At 71.5% G+C, this 20,347-nt stretch carries 26 protein-coding genes; 9 read left to right on the top strand and 17 right to left on the bottom strand.

Annotation, left to right across the window (positions count from 1 at the left end; translation table 11 throughout):
* Positions 1–4 precede the first annotated feature (4 nt).
* Positions 5–538, bottom strand: a complete 534-nt coding sequence (locus tag ACWCXC_RS07235; protein ID WP_450683245.1) for a DUF6879 family protein — start codon at positions 536–538, stop codon at positions 5–7.
* The gene (locus ACWCXC_RS07240; protein WP_450683244.1) at positions 504–752 is read right to left on the bottom strand and encodes a hypothetical protein; all 249 of its coding nucleotides are present in this window, start codon (positions 750–752) and stop codon (positions 504–506) included. The genes ACWCXC_RS07235 and ACWCXC_RS07240 overlap by 35 nt, the downstream gene beginning before the upstream one ends.
* Before the next feature lie 370 nt (positions 753–1,122).
* Here ACWCXC_RS07240 and ACWCXC_RS07245 point away from each other — a divergent pair, with 370 nt between their 5' ends.
* Entirely contained in the window at positions 1,123–1,308 is a 186-nt protein-coding gene (locus ACWCXC_RS07245) for a hypothetical protein (protein ID WP_450683243.1), read from the top strand.
* Positions 1,309–1,468: 160 nt separating this feature from the next.
* On the opposite strand, the gene ACWCXC_RS07250 is transcribed toward ACWCXC_RS07245, so the two are convergent.
* The 4 genes from ACWCXC_RS07250 to ACWCXC_RS07265 form a co-directional block, all read right to left on the bottom strand.
* Positions 1,469–1,837, bottom strand: a complete 369-nt coding sequence (locus ACWCXC_RS07250) for a helix-turn-helix domain-containing protein (protein ID WP_450887148.1) — start codon at positions 1,835–1,837, stop codon at positions 1,469–1,471.
* Complete coding sequence (locus ACWCXC_RS07255) at positions 1,834–2,160, bottom strand: type II toxin-antitoxin system RelE/ParE family toxin (RefSeq protein WP_450887150.1); 327 nt, start codon at positions 2,158–2,160, stop codon at positions 1,834–1,836. The genes ACWCXC_RS07250 and ACWCXC_RS07255 overlap by 4 nt, the downstream gene beginning before the upstream one ends.
* Before the next feature lie 224 nt (positions 2,161–2,384).
* A complete protein-coding gene (locus ACWCXC_RS07260; RefSeq protein WP_450887152.1) occupies positions 2,385–4,082 on the bottom strand; it encodes a sel1 repeat family protein in 1,698 nt (565 codons plus the stop codon).
* Positions 4,083–4,237: 155 nt separating this feature from the next.
* The gene (locus ACWCXC_RS07265; protein ID WP_450887154.1) at positions 4,238–6,400 is read right to left on the bottom strand and encodes an MMPL family transporter; all 2,163 of its coding nucleotides are present in this window, start codon (positions 6,398–6,400) and stop codon (positions 4,238–4,240) included.
* 203 nt (positions 6,401–6,603) lie between these two features.
* Between ACWCXC_RS07265 and ACWCXC_RS07270 the strand changes: the two genes are divergently transcribed.
* Genes ACWCXC_RS07270 through hemC form a run of 3 tightly spaced genes read left to right on the top strand, consistent with a single transcriptional unit; the run spans position 6,604 to position 8,349 of the window.
* Positions 6,604–7,095 (top strand): DUF2975 domain-containing protein, encoded by a 492-nt coding sequence (locus ACWCXC_RS07270; protein WP_450887156.1) that lies wholly within the window; start codon positions 6,604–6,606, stop codon positions 7,093–7,095.
* Entirely contained in the window at positions 7,095–7,361 is a 267-nt protein-coding gene (locus ACWCXC_RS07275) for a helix-turn-helix domain-containing protein (protein ID WP_383646915.1), read from the top strand. The genes ACWCXC_RS07270 and ACWCXC_RS07275 overlap by 1 nt, the downstream gene beginning before the upstream one ends.
* 55 nt (positions 7,362–7,416) lie before the next feature.
* Entirely contained in the window at positions 7,417–8,349 is a 933-nt protein-coding gene (hemC, locus tag ACWCXC_RS07280; RefSeq protein WP_450683237.1) for a hydroxymethylbilane synthase, read from the top strand.
* A 78-nt stretch (positions 8,350–8,427) separates the two neighbouring features.
* Here hemC and ACWCXC_RS07285 read toward each other — a convergent pair whose 3' ends face one another.
* From ACWCXC_RS07285 to ACWCXC_RS07295, 3 genes are read right to left on the bottom strand one after another with little or no spacing between them, the layout of a single operon-like run.
* On the bottom strand, positions 8,428–8,889 hold the full coding sequence (locus ACWCXC_RS07285; protein ID WP_450683236.1) for a hypothetical protein: 462 nt from the start codon (positions 8,887–8,889) through the stop codon (positions 8,428–8,430).
* Positions 8,890–8,945: 56 nt separating this feature from the next.
* Entirely contained in the window at positions 8,946–9,386 is a 441-nt protein-coding gene (locus ACWCXC_RS07290; RefSeq protein ID WP_450887159.1) for an ATP-binding protein, read from the bottom strand.
* Positions 9,383–9,613, bottom strand: a complete 231-nt coding sequence (locus ACWCXC_RS07295) for a hypothetical protein (RefSeq protein WP_450683234.1) — start codon at positions 9,611–9,613, stop codon at positions 9,383–9,385. The genes ACWCXC_RS07290 and ACWCXC_RS07295 overlap by 4 nt, the downstream gene beginning before the upstream one ends.
* A 95-nt stretch (positions 9,614–9,708) precedes the next feature.
* Between ACWCXC_RS07295 and ACWCXC_RS07300 the strand changes: the two genes are divergently transcribed.
* Both ACWCXC_RS07300 and ACWCXC_RS07305 read left to right on the top strand, forming a co-directional pair.
* Positions 9,709–10,599, top strand: a complete 891-nt coding sequence (locus ACWCXC_RS07300) for a Scr1 family TA system antitoxin-like transcriptional regulator (RefSeq protein WP_450887161.1) — start codon at positions 9,709–9,711, stop codon at positions 10,597–10,599.
* Positions 10,556–10,759, top strand: coding sequence for a DUF397 domain-containing protein (locus tag ACWCXC_RS07305; RefSeq protein ID WP_450887163.1), 204 nt, complete (start codon positions 10,556–10,558; stop codon positions 10,757–10,759). The genes ACWCXC_RS07300 and ACWCXC_RS07305 overlap by 44 nt, the downstream gene beginning before the upstream one ends.
* Here ACWCXC_RS07305 and ACWCXC_RS07310 read toward each other — a convergent pair.
* From ACWCXC_RS07310 to ACWCXC_RS07330, 5 genes are all read right to left on the bottom strand, one after another.
* On the bottom strand, positions 10,746–11,105 hold the full coding sequence (locus ACWCXC_RS07310) for a hypothetical protein (protein WP_450887165.1): 360 nt from the start codon (positions 11,103–11,105) through the stop codon (positions 10,746–10,748). The two genes, ACWCXC_RS07305 and ACWCXC_RS07310, sit on opposite strands and share 14 nt — an antisense overlap.
* A 351-nt stretch (positions 11,106–11,456) precedes the next feature.
* A complete protein-coding gene (locus tag ACWCXC_RS07315) occupies positions 11,457–11,651 on the bottom strand; it encodes a hypothetical protein (RefSeq protein WP_450683230.1) in 195 nt (64 codons plus the stop codon).
* Positions 11,652–11,735: 84 nt separating this feature from the next.
* Positions 11,736–12,641 (bottom strand): SDR family oxidoreductase, encoded by a 906-nt coding sequence (locus ACWCXC_RS07320; protein WP_450887168.1) that lies wholly within the window; start codon positions 12,639–12,641, stop codon positions 11,736–11,738.
* Positions 12,638–13,585: an alpha/beta fold hydrolase gene (locus ACWCXC_RS07325; RefSeq protein ID WP_450683228.1), complete on the bottom strand. Its 948-nt coding sequence runs from the start codon at positions 13,583–13,585 to the stop codon at positions 12,638–12,640. The genes ACWCXC_RS07320 and ACWCXC_RS07325 overlap by 4 nt, the downstream gene beginning before the upstream one ends.
* Positions 13,582–15,138, bottom strand: a complete 1,557-nt coding sequence (locus ACWCXC_RS07330; protein ID WP_450887170.1) for a flavin-containing monooxygenase — start codon at positions 15,136–15,138, stop codon at positions 13,582–13,584. Before ACWCXC_RS07330 ends, ACWCXC_RS07325 begins: the two co-directional genes overlap by 4 nt.
* Positions 15,139–15,307: 169 nt before the next feature.
* Here ACWCXC_RS07330 and ACWCXC_RS07335 point away from each other — a divergent pair, with 169 nt between their 5' ends.
* The gene (locus tag ACWCXC_RS07335) at positions 15,308–15,949 is read left to right on the top strand and encodes a MerR family transcriptional regulator (protein WP_450681717.1); all 642 of its coding nucleotides are present in this window, start codon (positions 15,308–15,310) and stop codon (positions 15,947–15,949) included.
* Positions 15,950–15,972: 23 nt separating this feature from the next.
* Here the strand turns inward: ACWCXC_RS07335 and ACWCXC_RS07340 are convergent, their stop codons facing one another.
* Both ACWCXC_RS07340 and ACWCXC_RS07345 read right to left on the bottom strand, forming a co-directional pair.
* Entirely contained in the window at positions 15,973–16,755 is a 783-nt protein-coding gene (locus ACWCXC_RS07340) for a class I SAM-dependent methyltransferase (RefSeq protein WP_450887172.1), read from the bottom strand.
* A 180-nt stretch (positions 16,756–16,935) separates the two neighbouring features.
* A complete protein-coding gene (locus ACWCXC_RS07345) occupies positions 16,936–17,751 on the bottom strand; it encodes an exodeoxyribonuclease III (protein ID WP_450681710.1) in 816 nt (271 codons plus the stop codon).
* Between the two features lie 117 nt (positions 17,752–17,868).
* Between ACWCXC_RS07345 and ACWCXC_RS07350 the strand changes: the two genes are divergently transcribed.
* Positions 17,869–18,351, top strand: a complete 483-nt coding sequence (locus ACWCXC_RS07350; RefSeq protein WP_450681709.1) for a GNAT family N-acetyltransferase — start codon at positions 17,869–17,871, stop codon at positions 18,349–18,351.
* 10 nt (positions 18,352–18,361) lie between these two features.
* Here ACWCXC_RS07350 and ACWCXC_RS07355 read toward each other — a convergent pair whose 3' ends face one another.
* Positions 18,362–19,162 carry an SAM-dependent methyltransferase gene (locus ACWCXC_RS07355; protein WP_450887175.1) on the bottom strand — a complete coding sequence of 267 codons (801 nt, stop codon included), beginning with the start codon at positions 19,160–19,162 and terminating at the stop codon, positions 18,362–18,364.
* A gap of 173 nt (positions 19,163–19,335) precedes the next feature.
* Between ACWCXC_RS07355 and ACWCXC_RS07360 the strand changes: the two genes are divergently transcribed.
* Positions 19,336–20,322 (top strand): aldo/keto reductase, encoded by a 987-nt coding sequence (locus ACWCXC_RS07360; RefSeq protein WP_450681707.1) that lies wholly within the window; start codon positions 19,336–19,338, stop codon positions 20,320–20,322.
* Positions 20,323–20,347: the final 25 nt, after the last annotated feature.

The following is a 20,347-nucleotide window of genomic DNA, read 5'->3' on the forward strand; positions in this document are numbered from 1 at the left end:
CCGGTTACGTGATCTCGAACCCCTCGTGCGGGACTGCGCGCTCCCACACGGACTCGAACGCGGAGGCGCACAGTCTCACGACCGCCGGATTGTCAACCACCTCGGGGCCGCCAGAAGCGCCATCCCCCGCGAAGTGGTTGAAGCGGACCACCTGCTCATCGAAGAGCCAGAAGTCATTGCCGGGCAGAGCGATGTCCGAGGCCAATCGCCGGGAAAGCCAACGGACCTGTTCGCCGGCCTCGACGTTCAGGTGCGTGCCCGCGTGCTCGAACCGGATGTACTCCGATGCGGGCTCTGAGTAGATACGGGCTCGGCGGAACACAACGCCGCGTGCCGTGGCGCCACGCACAAGGTTGAGCCAGGAGCTGCGGCGCCCCGTCGAGTCGTGTCGGCTGCTGTCGTCACCCGACTTCCACGCTGCGAACTCAGCCGACTCCGCCTCGATGCCGTAGGAGTCGCGCATCTCCAGGTGGAGGGCTGACTTGTGGCAGCCGGCCAGCATCTCAGCGAATGTCGGGAGCTTGCCGTTCTGCGGCATCGCACGCCTCTCGGATCAGCGGCACCATGCGTGCCGGGATGCGGATGACAGCCTCTGTGTCCGGGATGTTGCCGACCTGCAAGCACTCGGCCTCGGTGGCCTCGTCGCCCTTCCATCCCTGGAAGACCATGTCAGCCGTGGCGTCATCCACCCACACGCTGGGGCACTCGTCGCCATCCGAGTTGGGGTCCTTACCGAAGAAGCGTAGGGACATGGTTGCCTCCTGCGTCGACTGTGTTGCGACTTGTTGCACGAACCTCACTCCGGAGGTCAATACGCGTCAAGAGGGCACATTCGGCCGCTGCGTCGTACCCATGCCCTGGCCGAGCTGAGCGAGCTCGTCCGCCGCCTCCCGACGGTGCCGGTCGTCTGCCTGCTTGTACGTCCATCAGCCTCAGCGCAGGATCTGCGTACGCAGGAGCGGTCTGGCCTGGCCAGGCCGCAACGACCGGTTCGCTTCCGGCTCCGAGACCCGAGCCCCAAGGCCCGAGCGTCGAGCTTCGGCATCCGAGCCGCGGCCTTCGAGCCCCGAGCCCCGAGCCCCGGCCCCCGCACCGCCCGGCACTTCCCCGGGCCCCCTCCTCATGCCCGAGTGCACCGCCTGCCACGTCCCCGGCCGCCCCGAAGCCTTACGCGACGGCCTGTGCGCCGCGTGCCGACGCCCGGCCGCGACACCGGCCACGGACGAGGCCGCCGCTGAGCCCCCCGTCATCGATCGCGACGTCCAGGGCCACGTGGACCGGCTGCGCGAGCAACTGAGGCTGCGCTGACGGCTTCGCGGCCGGGCCCGGCTCGGACCGGCACCCTCACGGGTACGAAAGCCGTGCGAGAGTCCAGGGCCTTTTCGGTGCAGAGCGACGGGTTCGCAGGACGTCAACAACGGTCCACGGCACCGTGTGGTCGGCCGCGCCGAGCACGCCGGGGCGGGGCTCAGGCCGCCAAGCCGTGCCCGTCCGCCGGTCCGCGCTCCGTCCCGGGGTCCTCGTGCGGGGTGAAGGTGAAGGCCGACACGTCATGGTCCAGGTCGATGGTCAGCGACGCGTCCAGCGCCTTGGCCAGACGCGTGAGCAGCGGCAACGTCGGAACCGAGTCCCCACCCTCGATGTGGGAGATCTGCGACTGGGTCATCTCCGCCCGCCGCGCCAGTTCGGACTGTGACAGGCCGAGTGCGGTGCGCCGGTCATACACCGCCTGGCCGAGGGCAAAGGCGTATCCGGCCTCGGTGTAGGCGGCGGATTCCTCGACCGTCTCCCCCAGCAGCCGCCGGGTCCGCCGGGTCTTCCATGTGGAGTGGTTCACGACTTCCTCTCCTCCGTCCGCTCGAAGTGGTGCTGCGCCGGTCCATGGCCCGCCTCGCAGGCCATCTGCACGTGATGTGCGCGCTCGACCTCGCCGCCTTCCCGTTGCCTGGTCTTTCGGAACACCGTGAGTAACACAATGCGTCGGCCGGGAGCGAGCCAGTAGGTGATGCGCACAGCGTTGCCCTCGATGGTGAAACGCAGCTCGCGCACCTTGCCGCCGAGATGGCGTGCGTAGGGCTCCCCCAGGGTGGTGGGCCGCTCCGCGAGCATGTCGACGGCCCGTTCGACCTTGTCGTCATGCGCGTCAGTCAGGAGTTCCAACCACTGCCGGACCTCCGGCTCGATCTCGACGCATCAGGGGCCATCCATACCGCCACTATATCGAAATCCATATGACCGCGACGCCCGCCACGGATGAGGCCGCCACCGGGGTCCCAGTCCTCGATCGCGACCTCGAAGCCCGCGCGAAGCGGCTGCGCACCCGCCGAGGTTGCGGTGACGGCTTCGCGGCCAGGGGCCCGGCCGGAACCCGGACACCGCAGACGTCAGCCGTCCGCCCCCTCCTCCACCGCCTTCTTCGCCTCCTCCAGGATCTCCTCCGGATCGATCATCCGGGCCAGGGTGTCCAGGTCGTCGGTGTTGTAGCGGCGGCGGACCTCCTCGTCCCAGAAGAGGACCGCGGACTCCAGGAGGTCGATGGCCTCCTCGGAGCGGCCGAGGCGGTGGAGAGTGAGGCCGTAGTAGCCGGCGGTCTCGGTGCCGTAGTCGAGGTCTTCGCCCTCTTCCCAGGCGGTACGGAGGAAGGGCTCGGCCTCGGCGTAGGCGCCGCGCTGGGCCATGAGCTTGCCGGCGAGCATGGCGTACAGGCCCTGGCCGTCGTCCTCGTCGGCAGCGGCGGCGGCGCGGACGAACCAGCGTTCGGCCTCCTGGTAGTCGTGGTGGTGGTCGGATAGCCAGGCCATCTGGGCGCAGGCGGTGAGGTGGCCGGCGTCGGCGGCCCGGCGGCGCCAGGCGTCGCGCAGGGAGAAGCGGCGGAGCTTTTCGTAGAGCCCGGCGACGGCGAACGCGGCGTCCTGGTCGCCGGCCTCGGCGGCGGGTTCCATCCAGCGGAGGAGATAGGCGGCGTTGGAGCCGTCCCAGTCGTTGAGGGCGGCGGCGTACTCGTATCCGGCGCGCAGGTCGCCCGCCTCGGCCCGTTCGCGGAGGGCGGGCAGACGGGCGAGGTCGTCGGCGTCGGGGGCGGAGAGGTCACCGGACCGGAAGCGGGCGATGCGGTCGAGCTCGCGGGCGGCGTCCTTGTCGTCCTCGCCGATCTCCCGGAACCAGCGTTCGGCGTCGTCGTAGCGGCCCTGGCGCTTGCAGAGCAGGGCGAGGTTCCAGCGGGGCTTCTCCTCGCCGCGCTCGACGGCGAGAAGGTGGGCGCGTTCGGCCTCGGCCAGTTCGCCGCGCTTCTCGTGGTTGATGCCGAGCGTGGAGGCGGCCTGCTCGGCACCGCGCTCATGGGCGTCCGCCAGGATGGCGCGGGCGCGGGGCCAGGCGTCCTCGTCCGTCTCGACGAGGAACATCGCGTGGAACAGCGCGGCGCGGGCACTGAGCGCGGCACCGCGCCCGTACAGCGCGTCGGCCTCGGCGGCCAGCCCCGGGTAGTCCGCGAAGTGCTCGTCCAGGTCGAAGAGGATCCGCACGGCCGCCTCGGCGGCGTCCTCGTCCCCGTCGGCCTCGGCCGCGTCGAGCGCGGCGGCCGTGCGGTCGAACGTCTCCCGGAACGAGTCGAAGAGCTGGGACCAGCGGAACACCGCGACGTCCCCCAGCCCGGTCTCGCTCATCAGGAACGCCGACGCCTCGGCGGGCCGCCCCTCGGCGGCCATCAGCTTCCCCAGCTCGATCTTGCAGTCGAGGTGCCGCCACTCCACCCAGCCGCGCCGGAACCACTCGGCGGCCTCAGGGTTCCGGTCCTCCCGCAGCAACGACCCCAGCCCGTAGGCGCAGCCCGCATGCCGGTCCGCCGCCGCCCGGTACAGCGCCTCGGCCGCCCGCCGGTCCCCCCGTATCTTCCGGTACCGCGCGAGCGTGTAGTGCGAGAACGCGTCCCCGGCCTCCACCGCCCGCTCCCAGTACGGAATCCCCTCGTCGACGCGCTTGCCCAGCACGAAGTAGTCCGTGTGCCGCCGCGCGGTCGTACCGTCCCCCGCCAGGGCGGCGGCGACAAGCGCCTCGCCCCGGGTCCGTATCTCTTCGTTCATGCCCGCATGGTGTCAGGAAAGGTCATCCCCGGCCCAGCGCAAGGGGGTTGGGAGTGCGCCGCGCCCTCCCGGTGGCCGGTGGGCGCACGCCGAGCGGCGGCGCCGCACCGGCGCCGCCGCTCGTATCCCTCAGCCGTGTCCCTCCGTCGCGTCCCTCAGCCGTGCGAGAACCGCACCGCCGGAAGCACCCGCCGCAGCCACTTCGGGCTCCACCAGGCCGCCCGCCCGGTGAGTCGCAGGAGGACGGGGAGAAGGACGAGGCGGACGAGTGCCGCGTCCAGGAGGACGGCGACGCCGAGCACGATTCCCATCTCCTTCGGCGGCAGCGGTCCGGAGATCGCGAAGGTGAAGAAGACGGCGACCATGACGGCCCCGGCGGCGAAGACGACCCGGCCGGAGTGGGCGAGCGCGCCGACCATGGCCTGCTTGGGGTCTCCGGTGCGCTCGTAGTGCTCCTTGGCGGAGGCCAGGAGGAAGACCGTGTAGTCCATGGCGATGGCGAAGATCATCGCGAAGAAGAACACGGGTGCCCAGCCATCCAGGAAGCCCTGCGAGGTGAAGCCCAGCGGGCCCGCGAGGTGCCCGTCCTGGAAGAGGAGCCGCGCGACGCCGAAGGCGGCTCCGGTGGAGAGGAGGCTCGCGAGGGTGCCGAGCGCGGCGATGACGGGTGCCTGCAGGGCGAAGAGCAGCAGCAGGAAGCCGAGCACCATGACGACGCCGATGACCAGCGGTGTCTTCTCGGTCAGGACGTGCTGGAGGTCGAGGTTCTCGACCGGCGCTCCGCCCACGAGGCTTCCCTCGGGCAGGTCCGCGCGCAGGGTGTGCACGGTGCCGGAGAGCGCCTTGTCGGAGGGGTCGACGTCGGGGACGGCCTGGATCATCGCCCAGTCGCTGCCGTCCGCCGCCGGCTGTGCGGGCATGACCTGCGCGATGCCGTCCGTGGCTCCGGTGACGCGTACGGCCTCGCCGGCCGCGTCGGCGGGGACGACGATCTGGAGCGTGCCGGGGGCGCCGGGCCCGAAGGACTCCTGCACGGCGGCATACCCGGCGCGTGCCGAGGCGTCCTCGGGCAGCACGTTGATGGACGGCATGGCGGTCCGCAGCCCGATGACCGGGGCGGCGAGCGCCACGAGGACGACGAGCGCGCCGATGCCGTAGCGGAGAGGGTGGCGCCACAGGCGTTCGCCCCATGCCGTGAAGCGCGGCGAGGCGGGCGCGGCCTTCTTGGCCCAGGGCAGCGACACCGCGTCGATGCGGGGCCCGAGCTTCGCGAGGACCGCCGGGAGCAGGGTGAGGGTGGCGGCGAGGACGAAGGCGACGGCGAGCATGATGCCGCCGGCCATCGACCGGAACGCCGGCGAGGGCACGAGCATGACGGCCGAGAGGCTGATGAGGACGGTCGCGCCGGAGAGCGCGACGGCCTTGCCCGCCGTGTCCATCGTCTCGGCGACCGCGCCCACCGCGTCGTTCTCGCGCCGGGTGGAGCGGGCCGCGCGGAAGCGCATGACCATGAACAGCGCGTAGTCGATGCCGAGGGCGAGCGCGAACATCATCGCGAAGTTCATCGCCCATACCGAGATCGGCGTCAGGTGCGTGAGCAGGACGAGCGAACCGGCGGACGCGGCGAGTCCGGCCATCGTGAGCAGCAGTGGCAGCCCGGCCGCGACGAGCGAACCGAAGGCCAGGACCAGGATGACCAGCGTCACCGGCCAGGACATGAACTCGGACTTCATCATCGCGTCGTGGTTGGCGGCGTTGAAGTCGCTCCACAGCACGGACGCGCCGGTGGCGTTCACCTCGATCCCGTCCCCGGAGAGCGCGGCGAGGGGGCCCTTGAGATCGTCGGCGGCCCGCACCATCGTGTTGGGGTCGGCGTCGGCGCCCGCCAGCACGATCGCGGTCCGGCCGTCGGGGCTGATCGTCGCGCCCTTCTGCGGGGCGACGATCGCGCCGACGCGGTCGTCGGCCCGTGCCAGGTCCCCGGCCTTGGTGATCACCTCGGCCACGGCCGGATCGGTGACGGGCCGGTCGGCCTTGACCACGATCTGCAGCGCCGAGGAGGCGTTGCCGCCGAAGTGCTTCTCCGCGAGGTCCCGCGCGGCCACCGACTGCGAGCCCTCGGCCTGCCATCCGGCGCCGGAGAGTGCCGTGTTGATCTTCGGAGCGAAGGCGCCGAGTGCGATGACGACGACGGCCCACACGAGGAACACGGTCCGGGCGTGCGAGGCCGACCACGCCCCGAGCCGCCCGAACGGGCCGGGCCTCGGTGGTGCGGCCTCGGCGGTGCGTCCCGCCGGGAGGGATGAGACGGCGGTCATGGCATCGGCCTTCCTGGTACAGAGCGAATGGATACCCTAGGGGGTATCAGAATTCGACGGTACGACCTCCCCCCACCCAAAGGCAAATACCCCTGGGGGTATCTCTTGCGCACCGTGCGCCGCCCACCACACACCGCACTCACACTTGTCGAACCTATCGATATTCAATAGATTTCGATCGCAGAACGATGGAGGTGATGGTCGTGGGAGACCTTGCGGTACGCACCCTGCGCGCCGTGCTCGCGGTGGTGCTCACCGGCGCGGTACTCGTCCAGGCCCTGATGGCCTGGATGCTGATCAGCGGCAACGACCCCGAGGACGGGTCGCTCCCGCTCACCGCGCTGCGCGTGGTGACGATCGTCGGGATCGGGACGGCCCAGGTCGCCCTGGTGTGCGTATGGCGGCTGGTGACGATGGTGCGACGGGGGACGGTGTTCTCGGACGCCGCGTTCCGGTACGTGGACGGCATCATCGGGGCGGTCGTGGCGGCGGCGCTGGTGTGGTTCGCGGTCACGGCGGTGAACGCGCCCGGTCAGCGGGAGGACCCGGGGGTCACGCTCATCATGGGCGGCATCGGCCTGGCGATCCTGGGCGTGGCGCTGATCGTGTTCGTGCTGCGGACGCTGCTCGCCCAGGCCGTGGCCCGCGACGCCGAGGCGACGCGGATGCGGGCCGAGCTGGACGAGGTCATCTGATGCCCATCGTCGTGGACATCGACGTGATGCTCGCGCGGCGGAAGATGTCCGTGGGCGAGCTGGCGGAGCGCGTGGGCATCACGCCCGCGAACCTGGCGGTCCTCAAGAACGGCCGCGCCAAGGCCGTACGGTTCACGACGCTCGCCGCGCTCTGCGAGGTGCTGCGGTGCCAGCCGGGCGACCTGCTGCGCTGGGAGGCGGAGGACGGAGATGTCGATGCGGACGGGCACACGGACGGGGATCGACTGACCGCCGCCACCGACTGAACCGCCCCGTCCGTACCGGGCAACGACCCACATCTGACGGCCTATCATGCACAGCATGGCCATCGACCTGATCCGCATCGTCTCCCGTGACTCGCCCATGGCACTCGCCCAGGTGGAGCGTGTACGCGCTGAACTGGCCGCCCTGCACCCGGACATCGCGACCGAGGTCGTCCCCGTGAAGACGACCGGCGACAAGTGGATGGGCGATCTGGCCCAGGTCGAGGGCAAGGGCGCGTTCACCAAGGAGGTCGACCAGGCGCTGCTGTCCGGCGAGGCGGATCTCGCCGTGCACTGCGTGAAGGACATCCCGGCCGACCGCCCGCTGCCCGCCGGAACCACCTTCGCGGCGTTCCTGGAGCGCGACGACGTACGGGACGCCCTCGTCCACCCCGGCGGCCTCACCCTGGACGAGCTGCCGCCCGGCACCCGGATCGGCACCTCATCCGTACGCCGGATCGCCCAGCTGGCCGCCTCGCACCCGGACCTCGTCTGCGTACCGATGCGCGGCAACGCCAACCGCCGCCTGGAGAAGCTCGCCGCCGGCGAGGCCGACGCGCTCCTCCTCGCCCTGGCCGGGCTGGAACGGATCGGCCGCACCGACGTGATCAGCGAGGTCCTCTCCACGGAGGCCATGTGCCCGCCGATCGGGGCGGGCGTGCTGGCCCTCCAGTGCCGCGAGGACGACACCGCCCTCATCGACCTCGTCAGCGCGCTCGGCCACCCCGACACCCACCGCGCCACGACGGCCGAGCGGATGTTCCTCCACGTCCTCCAGGGCCACTGCAACAGCCCCATCGCCGGTTACGCCCGCGCCGGGCACAACGGCGAACTCTCCCTCAGCGCCAAGGTCTTCACCCCCGACGGCAAGACGGTCCTCAACGCCCACGAATGGGCCGGCCGCCTCGACCCCGCCACCCTCGGCACCTCCGTCGCCGTGGCCCTGCTCCGCCAGGGCGCCCGCGAGCTGATCGACGGCATCGCGCACTGACGTCCCCGTCCGCCACGACCCGGCTGCCGCCCGGGACCCCCTCCGCGGACCGGGGTGCCGGGCGGCACCCCGGCCGGCTCAGGCCTCGTACTCGCCGTCCACGACCGCGACCGTCCAGGTGGCCGTCCCGCCGCTCACCCGCATACGCAGCGCCTGCGCCTGCGCCTCGCTGTAGACCCGCCCCACGGTCACGACGCTGCCGCAGGCGACACGGCTCGGGTCGTCGCCGGGCCGCTCGGCGTCCACGATGGTCACCCGGCCCTTGCCCGAACAGCGGGCATAGACCGTGTAGACGCCCCCGCCCGGCGTGAAACGCTTCAGAGCGAGGTCCGAGGAGCCCGACGTCTCCGGAACCAGCACCCGCGCCTTCGCCGGCAGTTCCAGACCGGCCGCCCGTGCCTGAGGCGTCTGCGCCTGCGGTGCCTGTGCCTGCGACGCCCGTGCCTGCGGTGCCCGGTCCGGGGTCCGGTCCGTGCTGCCGCATCCGGCGGCGAGGAGTACGACCGTGGCGACGGCGACCGTCGATGTCCAGCGCTGCATGGAATCCTCCAAGGGCTCGGCGGAACCGGCCACAGGGTCAGTCCTGCGCATCATGATCAAAACATCAACATCACCCGCGCAGAACGCATTTGAGCGAAGCCTGAGCAAAGCGGTCGAACCACCGGCGCCCGCAGCTCACACCACACCGTCTTGCAGTTCGGCCCCTGCTCCACGCCCCACCCCAGAGCCAGCGCGTCCACGAGCTGCAGCCCCCTCCCGGACTCCTCGCCCGGGGCGGCCGTCCGCAGCACCGGCCAGACGGCGGGGGCGTGGTCGCGCAGCTCCACACGGACACGACCGGTGGCCGTGCCCTTCACGCGCAGCGTGACCGGGCTCCCCACCCCGACGTGCGCGATCACATTGCCCAGCAACTCGCCGACACAGAGCGTCAGATCATCCACATCCGCGCCTTCGAACCACTTCCGCAGCATCCGCCGCACCTCCGGAACGGCCTCCGGTACGGCCACCAGGTCCACCGCGAACGGCAGCACGCTCACCCCGGCACCGCCGCACCGCGCAGCACCTCGGCCAGCCGTCGCGCCGTCTCCACGGTGCAGTTCCCCAACGCGACCAGCGGCGGCCGGGTGGTCCGCGCCGCCAGCGTCAGCGGATCGACGCCGAGGGACGGCAACGTGATCCCGTGCGCGAGGAGCGCGGCGCGCAGGGCGTCGATCTCCGGCCCGATGTCGTACGCGTATGCCCCGGCGGCCTGTGAGTCGTTCATGAGTGCCGTACACCTTTCGTTGCTGACTGTGACGAACACCTCACACGGTGGCGCATGGGCCTCTACCGTGACAGGGGATTCCGCTCCACAGAGCGATGTGTGAAAGGCGGTCGGCGGTGGCCAAGGAGATCGACGGTTCGGCGGGCGTGCCGCAGTTCTACGGGAAGGAGCTGCGGCACCAGAGAGAGGCGGCGGGCCTCACGATGGAGAAGCTGCTCGACGGCAGCTACTACGGAGTCGGCATGCTCAGCGCGATCGAGCACGGCGACCGCCGTATGCCGCCCGATCTGGCCGCGCATGTGGACCTCAAGCTGGGCGGGGACTTTTTCAGTCGGCGTTGTGAAGACGTGCGGGAGGCCCGACGCAAGGGCCACGCCGAGTACTTCGCGCGGGTGCTGGAGGCGGAGAAGCAGGCGCTGACCATCGAGGAGTGGTCGCCCACCCTCGTTCCCGGGCTGCTCCAGACAGAGGCATACGCACGCACTGTGATCGGCGTCGAGCGGTTGCGGGAGCTCCCGGAGGCGACCAACGAGAAGGTCAGAGCGCGACTGGCGCGAGCGCAGCTCTTCGAGGACAACCCCCTCACCCCCGAGTACTGGGTGATCCTGCCCGAGTCCCTGCTATGGAACGCCATCCTGCCCCCGGAACAGATGGCCGAACAGCTCGACCACATTGCCGCTCTCACCAAGCGCGGCAGGATCTTTGCACAGATCGTCCCGTGGAAAACCGGAGCGCACCCGCTCATGCAGAGCGGCATCATGGTGCTCGACTTCGCTGATGCTCCGCCGCTCGTCTACATGGAAGGCCAGCACCACGGCCAGACCATCGACGATCCGGGCCTCGTGAAGCAGTACCGGAGATCGTACGATTTCCTGAGGGTCGCCGCCTCGCCGCTGGAGGCGTCCCTGGCCATGATCGAGGCTGCGGCAGAGGAACACCGAAATGGCGCGCAACCAACACGACTTGACCGCCGCAACCTGGCGTAGAAGCAGCTACAGCAACAGCAGCGGCGGCAACTGCCTCGAAGTGGCCGACGGGCACCCCGGTCTCGTCCCCGTCCGCGACTCCAAGCGTCCCCACGGCCCCGCGCTCGTCGTCACGGCGACCGCGTGGGCGCCGTTCATCGAGAGCGTCAAGGCGCGCTGACGCGCCCGGCGCGCGGCCGGGCACGGGTGACGGCCGTGAAGACCGCGACGGCGGCCGTCGTGGCGAGGGCGGTGACGAGGGCGTTGGCCACATACGGGTTGGCGGCGGCGCGGAAGGGGTCGAGGAGGAGCGCGAAGACGGCGCTGCCGGTGAGCGCGGCGACGGTGGCGGCGCGCCAGTAGCGGTGGTGGACGAAGAACCAGCGGGCCAGCCCCATGAGGATCAGGGGCGTCATGTGCAGGGTGGGCTGGTCGAGGGCGGCGAACACGGCGTAGCCGACGGCGCTGACCGCCCAGCAGAGGGCGATGGCGGCGGCTGCCTCGCTCCGGGCGACGGGGGTTCTCATGCTCGGCGTCCTCCGCACCGGGGCCGGGCGCTCGTGTGACGGGCGGAGCGGACGATGTCGCCGCACCGGCGGGCCCGCCGTCGGGAGACGCAGGCGCCGGTAGAAGCGGCGACGAACACCGCCCCGATCACGTCCAGGGTATCCATGCCCTCTCCCCCACCTCACGCGGACCTCGGCACCCAGGGCCGTCCGGTCGTCCGGATCCCATGATCGCCGGGGCGGGGCGGGGCCGTCACCGGGCGGGGGCGGCAGTCCGATGGGGGGATTCCTGCCGGAATCCGGCAAGGAGCGCGCGAAAGGGGCGCATCCGGACGGTTCCGGGTGCGCCCCTCGCGTTCCGACAGCCGCGCGTCAGCTGTTGAACTTGTCCTTCATGTCGTTCGCCGCGTTCTCGGCCTTGTCGCGGCCCTTGTCGGCCGCGTCGCGGGCGCGGTCGGACATGTCCTTGGACCGGTCCTTGCTGTCCTTGTCGCCGTCGCCGGCCTTCTGCTTGCCCTGGTTGGCGAGGTCCTTGGCCTTGTCCTTGAACTGGTCGGCGATGCCCATGCTGGTCACTCCTCGACATGTGGGGGGTCGGCCCGGGAGGGGCCTCGACCAGACTTTCACGGCGGGCGATTCATCGCATTTCGATCATTGACGCTGGGTGTCCGAGGCTCGGCGTGCTGCCCGTTCGTGCTGGTCGGCGGCGCCTCCGGCGCCCACGAGGCCGGAGCGCATGCCGTCCAGGCGGGGGGCGAACCGCTTCATCTCGCGCTGGCCGACGACGCCGATGAGGGAGGGGAGGTAGCCGCGGACGGACTGCATGCCGCGCAGCCACCACTGTGCGTACACGTGCGGCGAGCGCCGCTCGATGCCGGCGACGATGCGGTCGACGGCCGGGCCGAGGGGATAGGTGCGGTTGGTCGGCCAGGGAAGGCGCTGGCGCAGGTCGCGCATGACGTCGTCCTCGTCGGCGCCGCGGACCATGTCGGTGTCGGTCCAGGAGAGGTAGCCGACGCCGACCTTCACGCCCCGGTAGCCGACCTCGGCGCGCAGGCTGTGGGCGAATGCCTCCACTCCGGACTTGGAGGCGCAGTAGGCGCTCATCATCGGGGCGGGGGTCATCGCGGCGAGGGAGGCGATCTGGAGGAAGTAGCCCCGGCTCTCCATGAGGACGGGCAGGAAGGCCCGTCCGGTCACGGCGCCGCCGATGAGGTTGACCTCGATGACCCGGCGCCAGGCGAGGGGGTCGGAGTCGACGAGGGGGCCGCCGGTGGCGACGCCCGCGTTGGCGACGACGACGTCGACCTTGCCGAAGCGCTCCTTGACCTCGTCGGCGACCCGGGCCATCACCTCGTGGTCGGTGACGTCGGCGTGCCAGTGGTCGCTCTCCCCGTGCAGCCGCTCGGAGACCTTCTTCAGCTCGTCCGGCTCCAGGCCGACCAGCGCCAGCGTCGCACCGCGCGCCGAGAGCTTGCGGGCCAGCAGCTCGCCCACGCCACGCGCCGCTCCGGTGACGACGACGACCTGTCCCTCAAGACTCCGCCTGCCGCTCATGCGACTTCCTCCTCCTTCTTGTCCTCGGCAACGGCGGTGCCGCGTGCCGGGAGGTACGCGGTCACCAGTTCACGGATCTTCGCCGTGACGACCTCCGGCGCTTCGACCGGAGTCATGTGGCCCATGCCCGCCAGCTCGGTCAGCCCCAGGCAGTCGGGCAGCGCCGCCGCGATGGCGCGGGCGTGGACGGGCGGCGTCAGCCGGTCCTCCGTACCCGCGATGACCGCGGTGGGCACGCGGAGTTCCCGTACGCCCTCGTCGAGATCGAGATCGGCGAGGACGTGGCCCCAGGCGACCCGGGGGCGCCGGGGGCAGTCGTGGACGATACGGGCGCAGGTGTCCACCCGGTGGGGGGACGAACCCGCCCCCATCGTCCCGTACTTGAGTATGCGACGCGAAAGCGGGGTGACTGGTCCGAGGGGTGCGCGGGCGCCGAGTATCGCGCGGGTCATGCGGGTCCGCACGGCGCCGGGGCGCAGCGGGACGACCCGGGCCTCGGCCAGCAGCCGGGAGCTTCCGGTGCTGCACAGCAGGACGGCGGCGGCGTGCTCGCGCAGCCCGGCGCGGCGGGAGGCGGACATGAGGGTCATGCCGCCCATGGAGTGCCCGGCGAGGACGGCCTTCTCGCCGGGGGCGAGCGTGGCGGCGAGGACCGCTTCGAGGTCGTCGGCCAGGGCCCCGGTGCTGTAGCCGTCGCGGCCGGGGGCCGGTGAGGTGCCGTGGCCGCGCTGGTCGTAGGCGATGATCTTGTGGTCGGCGGCGAGGTCCCTGATCTGGGCGTCCCAGAAGTGGGTGTTGCAGGTCCAGCCGTGGGACAGCACGACGGCCGGGGCGTCGTCGCGGCCGTGCACCTCGACGTGGATGCGCGAGCCGTCGGCGGAGACGACCATGAGTTCGCGTGCGGGGACCGGGCGGTGGTGCGCGGTGCGCAGGGGCCGGCTCATCGGGTGGCCTCCTCGGTGACGGAGGTCCCCACGGCCGGCCGCTTGTGGGGCTGGCGCTGCTCGGGGACCGATCCGCCCTTGGCGGCCCGGACGACCTGGTACTCGGCGAGGTCGACGTTCTTGGTCACGCGGCGGAACTCGGAGGTGGTGCCGGGCCAGACGGTGGTGTTGCGCCCGTTGGCGTCGAGGTACCAGCTGTCGCAGCCCCCGGTGTTCCAGACGGTGCGCTTCATCCGGTCCTGGACGCGGCGGTTCCAGGCGCCGACGGCGGAGCGGCGCGCGTCCAGCGCGACCCGGCCGCCGAGCACGTCCAGCTGGCGCAGGTAGTCGGCCATGTAGTTCAGCTGGGCCTCGATCATGAGGATCATCGAGGAGTTCCCCAGCCCGGTGTTGGGGCCGATGATCGTCATCCAGTTGGGGAAGCCGTCCGCGCTGGCCCCGCGCAGCGCCTGGACGCCGTCCTTCCAGGACTCCGCGAGCGTGATGCCCTCGGCGCCGATCACCCGTTCCGCGATCGGCATGTCCGTGACGTGGAAGCCGGTGCCGAAGACGATGGCGTCGACCTCGGCCTCCGTACCGTCGGAGGCGACGACCGTGGAGCCACGCACCTCGGCCAGACCGGAGGCGACCACGTCCACGTTGGGCTGGGCGAGAGCCGGGTAGTAGGTGTTGGAGAGCAGGATGCGCTTGCAGCCGATGCGGTAGGAGGGGGTCAGCTTGGCCCGCAGCGCCGGATCCTTGATGGCGCGCGCCATGTTGGACTTCGCTATTCGCTCGACCAGGCCGAGCTGGTCGGGATGCTTGGTGAAGGCGCTGACCTGCAACTCCCGGATGCCCCACAGCAGTCCGCGGCGCAGGGTGCCGGTGAAGGGCAGGGCGCGGTGGAGTCCGCGCTCGGCTCCGCTGATCTTCCGGTCCATGCGCGGCATCACCCAGGGCGGGGTGCGCTGGAAGAGGGTGAGCTTGCCGACCTTCGGCTGGATCGCGGGCACGATCTGGATGGCGGAGGCGCCGGTGCCGACCATGGCCACGCGCTTGCCGGTGAGGTCGGTGTCGTGGTCCCAGCGGGCGGAGTGGAAGACCGTGCCGGGGAAGTCCGCGAGCCCGGGGATGTCGGGGGTCTTCGGGTCGGAGAGCGGTCCCGTGGCGGAGACGACGACATCGGCGTGGAACGTGGTGCCGTTGGCGCACTCGATCGCCCAGTACAGCTCGTCCTTGTCCCAGCGCATCACGGTGACTTCGTGGTTCAGCCGCAGATGCGGCCGGATTCCGAAGGTGTCCGCGACGTGCTCCAGATACGCCCGGATGTGCTCCTGGCCGGAGAAGGTACGCGGCCAGTCGGGGTTGGGGGCGAACGAAAAGGAGTAGAGGTGGGACGGGACGTCGCAGGCGCAGCCCGGATAGCTGTTGTCGCGCCAGGTGCCGCCGACCGCGCCGGCCCGTTCCAGGACCACGAAGTCGGTGATGCCTTCGCGGCGCAGCCGGACCGCGGCGCCGAGGCCCCCGAACCCTGATCCGATCACCGCCACGCGTACGTGTTCGTGCTGGGCCATGCTGCCGCCTCCCGCGGTACGTCACACGACTCTGCCAGCAATCACTGGCATAATTGGGAGAGTAGAGCAGCCGCGTACCAATGGGTAGGGGGCCGACGAGGGAAAGTTACCGGCGGTACAACATAGGGTGGCCGGTGTGGCTGAAGGACGCGAGCACCGCGAGTACCGCATGGAGGAGCTGGCCAAGGAGGCCGGCATCCCGGTCCGGACCGTGCGCTTCTACCGGGAACGGGGCCTGATCTCGCCGCCCCGCCGCGAGGGCCGGATCGCCTGGTACGACGACCACCACCTCGCCCGGCTGCGCACGATCGCGGGGCTGCTGGAACGCGGCCACACCCTGTCCGGCATCGCCGATCTGGCCCGTACGTTCGAGAGCGGACGGGATGTCGCGGAGGTCCTGGGGCTGGGCGAACCGACCGAGGAGGTCCCGGTCCGGCTCACCCCCGAGCAGCTCGCGGACTACTTCGAGGGCGAGTCCACCCCGGAGAACCTGGCCACGGCCATGGAGCTGGGCTACCTCGGCACCGACGGCGCCGAGGTCGTCCACATCAGCCGCCGCCTGCTGGAGGTCTCGGCCGAACTCGTCCGCGAGGGCGTCCCCCTCGCCACCGTCCTGGACTCCGGCCGCCAGGTCCGCGAGCACGCGGACGCCCTGGCCGACCTCTTCGTCTCGACCCTCCGCGCCCACAGCACGGAACACGAACCACCCCAACTGCGCCCCCTGGCCCGCGCGGTGGTCGACGCGGAACTCTCGATGGCCCTGGACCGGCGGCTGCGCCGGGACGAGGAGGCACGGCCGCCGACGCCGTAGCGGGGACGAGAAGGTGCGGCCGGCTACCGCGCCGAGGGAGCGCGCCGGGCCGTGAGGACGGGCTGGTAGTACCCGCTGGACGCCGGACTGTGCCAGACGATCCCGGTGAAGCCGGCCTCCGTCACGAACTCCGTCAGCTGCGGGGGCGTCAGCGCCCAGTAGGTGGTCCGGCGGACCCGGACCTGCCAGGTGGTGTCCGCGGGGACGAGCTGGAAGTGCTCCAGGTCGTAGCGTTCGCCGTCCTCGTGCCAGTGCCACAGCTGAAAGGTGATCGCCCGGCCGTCCTGCGTGGGCGAGACCTGGGGAGGGGTCGACGTGGGTCTGGTCCGGCGCACCTCGTCATAGGACCGGACGGTGATCATCAACAGTCCGTCGTCCCGGAGCACCCGCCTCATGCCCGAGAGAGCCGTCCGGAGATCCTGCTCGGAGAGCAGGTGCGTGAGCGAGTTGTCCGCGCAGAGCACGACATCGAACGACGCTTCCTTGAAAGGGAGGTGGCGCATGTCGGCCGCGACGGCCGGAAGCCGGCTGCCACGGGCCGCCGCCTCGGCGGCGGCACGCGAGGCGGCGACCGGGCTCAGGTCGCCGCCGACGACGTGGTGCCCGGCCCGTGCCAGCCCGATGGCCTGGGTGCCGATCCCGCACGAGCAGTCCAGGACGGTGTGCGGTCCCGCACCGAGAGACCGGCGGACGAGCGCGCCCAGTACCTCGGCCTGGTGAGCCATGCTCGCGTCCCAGTCCCGGAACATCAGGTGGTAGTCGTGGGCCAGATCGTCGTAGAAATCGCGCGCGGAGGGCTCGGACATGCGCCCCACCGTAGGGCGATGACCCCGGAGTGCGCAGCTCGGTTTTCGAGCGGCGGTCGCCTGACGCCGGCCGCCCCGGCGGCTGCCCTTCTCGCCGCGGACACGGGCGCGTTCGCGGCGTCGGGCGGCCGGGACATGCGGTCCGAGCGCCGCCCGGCCGGTGACCCGCGCGGGACCGCGCTACTTCTCGTACACCACCGTCACCGGCGCGTGGTCGCTCCACCGCTCCGGATGCGTGGCGGCCCGCTCGACCCATGCCTTCACGGCGGTCGCGGCGAGGCCGGGGGTGGCGACGTGGTAGTCGATGCGCCAGCCGGTGTCGTTGTCGAAGGCGCGGCCCCGGTAGGACCACCACGAGTAGGGGCCCTCGGTGTCCGGGTGCAGGGCGCGGACGACATCGACGTACGCGGCCTCGTCGAAGACCCGGGTCAGCCAGGCGCGCTCCTCTGGCAGGAAGCCGGAGGACGTGCGGTTGGCGCGCCAGTTCTTCAGGTCGGCCTCGCGGTGGGCGATGTTCCAGTCGCCGCAGACGACGACCTCGCGGCCCCCGGCTGCGGCGCGCGCCTTCAGGCCCACGAGATAGGGCAGGAAGGCGGCCATGAAGCGCTCCTTCTCCTCCTGCTTCTCGGTGCCGACCTCACCGGAGGGCAGGTAGAGGCTGGCGACGGTGACGCCGGGCAGGTCGATCTCGACGTACCGGCCGCTCGTGTCGAACTCCTCGGCCCCCTCGACGCCGAAGCCCCCGAAGCCGATCTGCACGCGCTCGGGCGCCCGGCGCGAGTAGACGGAGACCCCGGCCCGCCCCTTGGCGGCGGCGGGCGCGTGGACGGTGTGCCAGCCCTCCGGCTCACCCACCCCGTCCGGCAGCTGCGCCAACTCGGCGCGCACCTCCTGGAGGCAGATCACATCGGCGTCCGTCTGCGCCAGCCACTCCACGAAACCCTTCTTCGCGGCGGCCCGGAGACCGTTGACGTTCACGGAGGTCACAGTGAGCAAAGCACGCTCCTCAAGTTCACAGGCGTTCGGAGACCGCGAGGCACACTGTCACAGGTCGCAGTGAGCATTCCGGCACGATACCGACCACACCGACCGCATACATGTACCATTCTCCGTATGATTATCCGGCCGACTCCTTACGACCACCCCGATGCCGTCAAACTCAACGATCTCGTGCAGCTCGAATATGCCGAGCGCTACGGGGACGAGGGCGACGTCACACCGCTGGACGCCTCGATGTTCACGCCGCCGCACGGTCTGTACCTGCTCGCGTACGACGCGTGGGACCGCCCGGTGGCCACGGGCGGCTGGCGCGCACAGGAGCGGAACGCCGAGGGGTACGCGGACGGCGACGCCGAACTCAAGCGGATGTTCGTCATAACCGAGGGGCGCGGCCAGGGCCTGGCCCGCCGCATCCTGGCCGCCCTGGAGGACGACGCCCGCGCGGCGGGCCGCACCCGCATGGTGCTGGAGACCGGCGACCGCCAGCCCGAGGCGATCGCCCTGTACGTCTCCAGCGGCTACACCCCGTGCGAGAAGTTCGGCCACTACCGCACGTACGACAGCAGCCGCTGCTTCGCGAAGCCGCTCCAGGGCTGAGGGCGGCCCGTCAGCCCACCCGGGCGACCCCCGCGTAGAACCCGCTGCGCCCGGCGGCGGGGGCGGGCCCGTCCCTGTACCAGGCGTTCGTGGGGACGAGCCCCGGCTCCACCAGGTCCAGCCCCTCGAAGAACCGCAGGACCTCCGCGTGCGTCCGGATCCCCAGCGGGATGGCCCCCTCCCGGTACGCCGACTCCACCCTCTGCCGCAGCTCCGGGTGCTCGTCCATGGTGCCGTGCGAGAGGACCAGGAAGCTTCCCGGGGCCAGCGCGCCGACCAGGGTGCGGGTGAGCCCGTACGGATCCTCGCCGTCGGTGAGGAAGTGCAGCACCGCGTTGAGCGACAGGGCGACCGGCCGGTCGAAGTCCAGCAGCTCCCGGGCCCGTTCGAGGATCACCGCCGGCGCGCGCACATCGGCGTGGACGAAGCCCGTGGCGCCCTGGGGCGTCCCGCTCAGCAGCGCCTGCGCGTGCCGCAGGACGATCGGGTCGTGGTCCACGTACACGACCCGGGCCGACGGCACGATCGTCTGCACGATCCGGTGGAGATTGGGCTCCGTGGGGATACCGGCGCCGATGTCCAGGAACTGGTCGATCCCGCACCGCGCCAGCCAGGCGGAGGACCGGTGCACGAAGGCCCGGTTGCTCGCCGCGTTCGCGCGGGTCTCCTCGGGCAGCGTCCGCGCGAAGTCGCGGTCGGCCGGGTAGTTGTCCGTACCGCCCAGGAACCAGTCGTAGACCCGGGCGGGGTGGGGCCTGCTGGTGTCGATCGGGGGCTCGGGGGACCCGGGTCCGGGTACGCCTGTCGTCACGGGCCGCTCCTCGGTACGGGGAGTCGCAGGGATCGGTCCAACCCGCATCAGCGTAAGGGAGCCCTCCGTCGTTCCGTAGCCCCAAAGCACTTGCCTTGAAGCGCACTTCAACAAGAAGACTCTCCTCCGGATCCACGCCGCCGACGGCGGCGGCCACGACCCGAGGGGGACCCATGAAGTACCGCACCATCGGCACCGGCCCCGCCACCCGCCGCGAGGTGAGCGCGCTCGCCCTGGGGGCCATGCTGTTCGGCTCGGTGACCGACGAGAAGACCTCGTTCGCGATCCTGGACCACTACGTCGAGGCGGGCGGCACGTTCATCGACACCTCCGACAACTACGCGTACTGGGTCGACGGCGGCCTCGGCGGCCAGAGCGAACGGCTGCTGGGCAGGTGGCGGCGGAGCCGGGGCGTCGGGGACGAGATCGTCATCGCCACCAAGCTCGGGGCGGAACCGCTCGCCCCGGGCACCGGCTACGTCGACAACGCGGAGGGCCTGTCCGCGAAGGCCGTCCGCGAGGCCGTCGAGCGCAGCCGGGAGCGGCTCGGTGTGGAGCGGATCGACCTCCTGTACGCGCACATCGAGGACCGGACCGTCCCGCTGGAGGAGACCGTCGGCGCGTTCGGGGAACTGGTGGCCCAGGGCACGGTCGGTCTCCTGGGCGCGAGCAACCACGCGGTCTGGCGGGTCGAGCGCGCCCGCTCCCTGGCGGCCTCGGCCGGGCTGGCGGGCTACGAGGTGCTCCAGTACCAGCACAGCCTCCTGCGCCCCCGCTTCGACGTCCCCAGCCCCCTCTTCCAGGACGGCAGCCTCGGCCACGCCGGCCCCGAACTCCTCAGCTACCTCCGCGCCGAACCCGGCCTCGCGCTCGTCGCCTACTCCCCGCTCCTGGGCGGCGCCTACACCCGCCCCGACAAGCCCCTCCCCGCCGACTACGACCACCCCGGCACCCCGGCGCGCCTCGCCGTCCTCCACGCCGTCGCCCGCGAGACCGGCGCCACCCCCGCCCAGGTCGTCCTCGCCTGGCAACTCGCCCACCCCCTCCCCGTCCTGCCCCTCGTCGGCGCCTCCTCGGTCCCCCAGCTCACCGAGAGCCTGGCCGCCCTCGACCTGGAACTGACGGACGACCAGCGGGCCAGGCTGGACGGCGCGCACTGACGGGGCACGCTGACGGGGCGCGCTG

Source organism: Streptomyces sp. NPDC001515 (assembly GCF_053597115.1).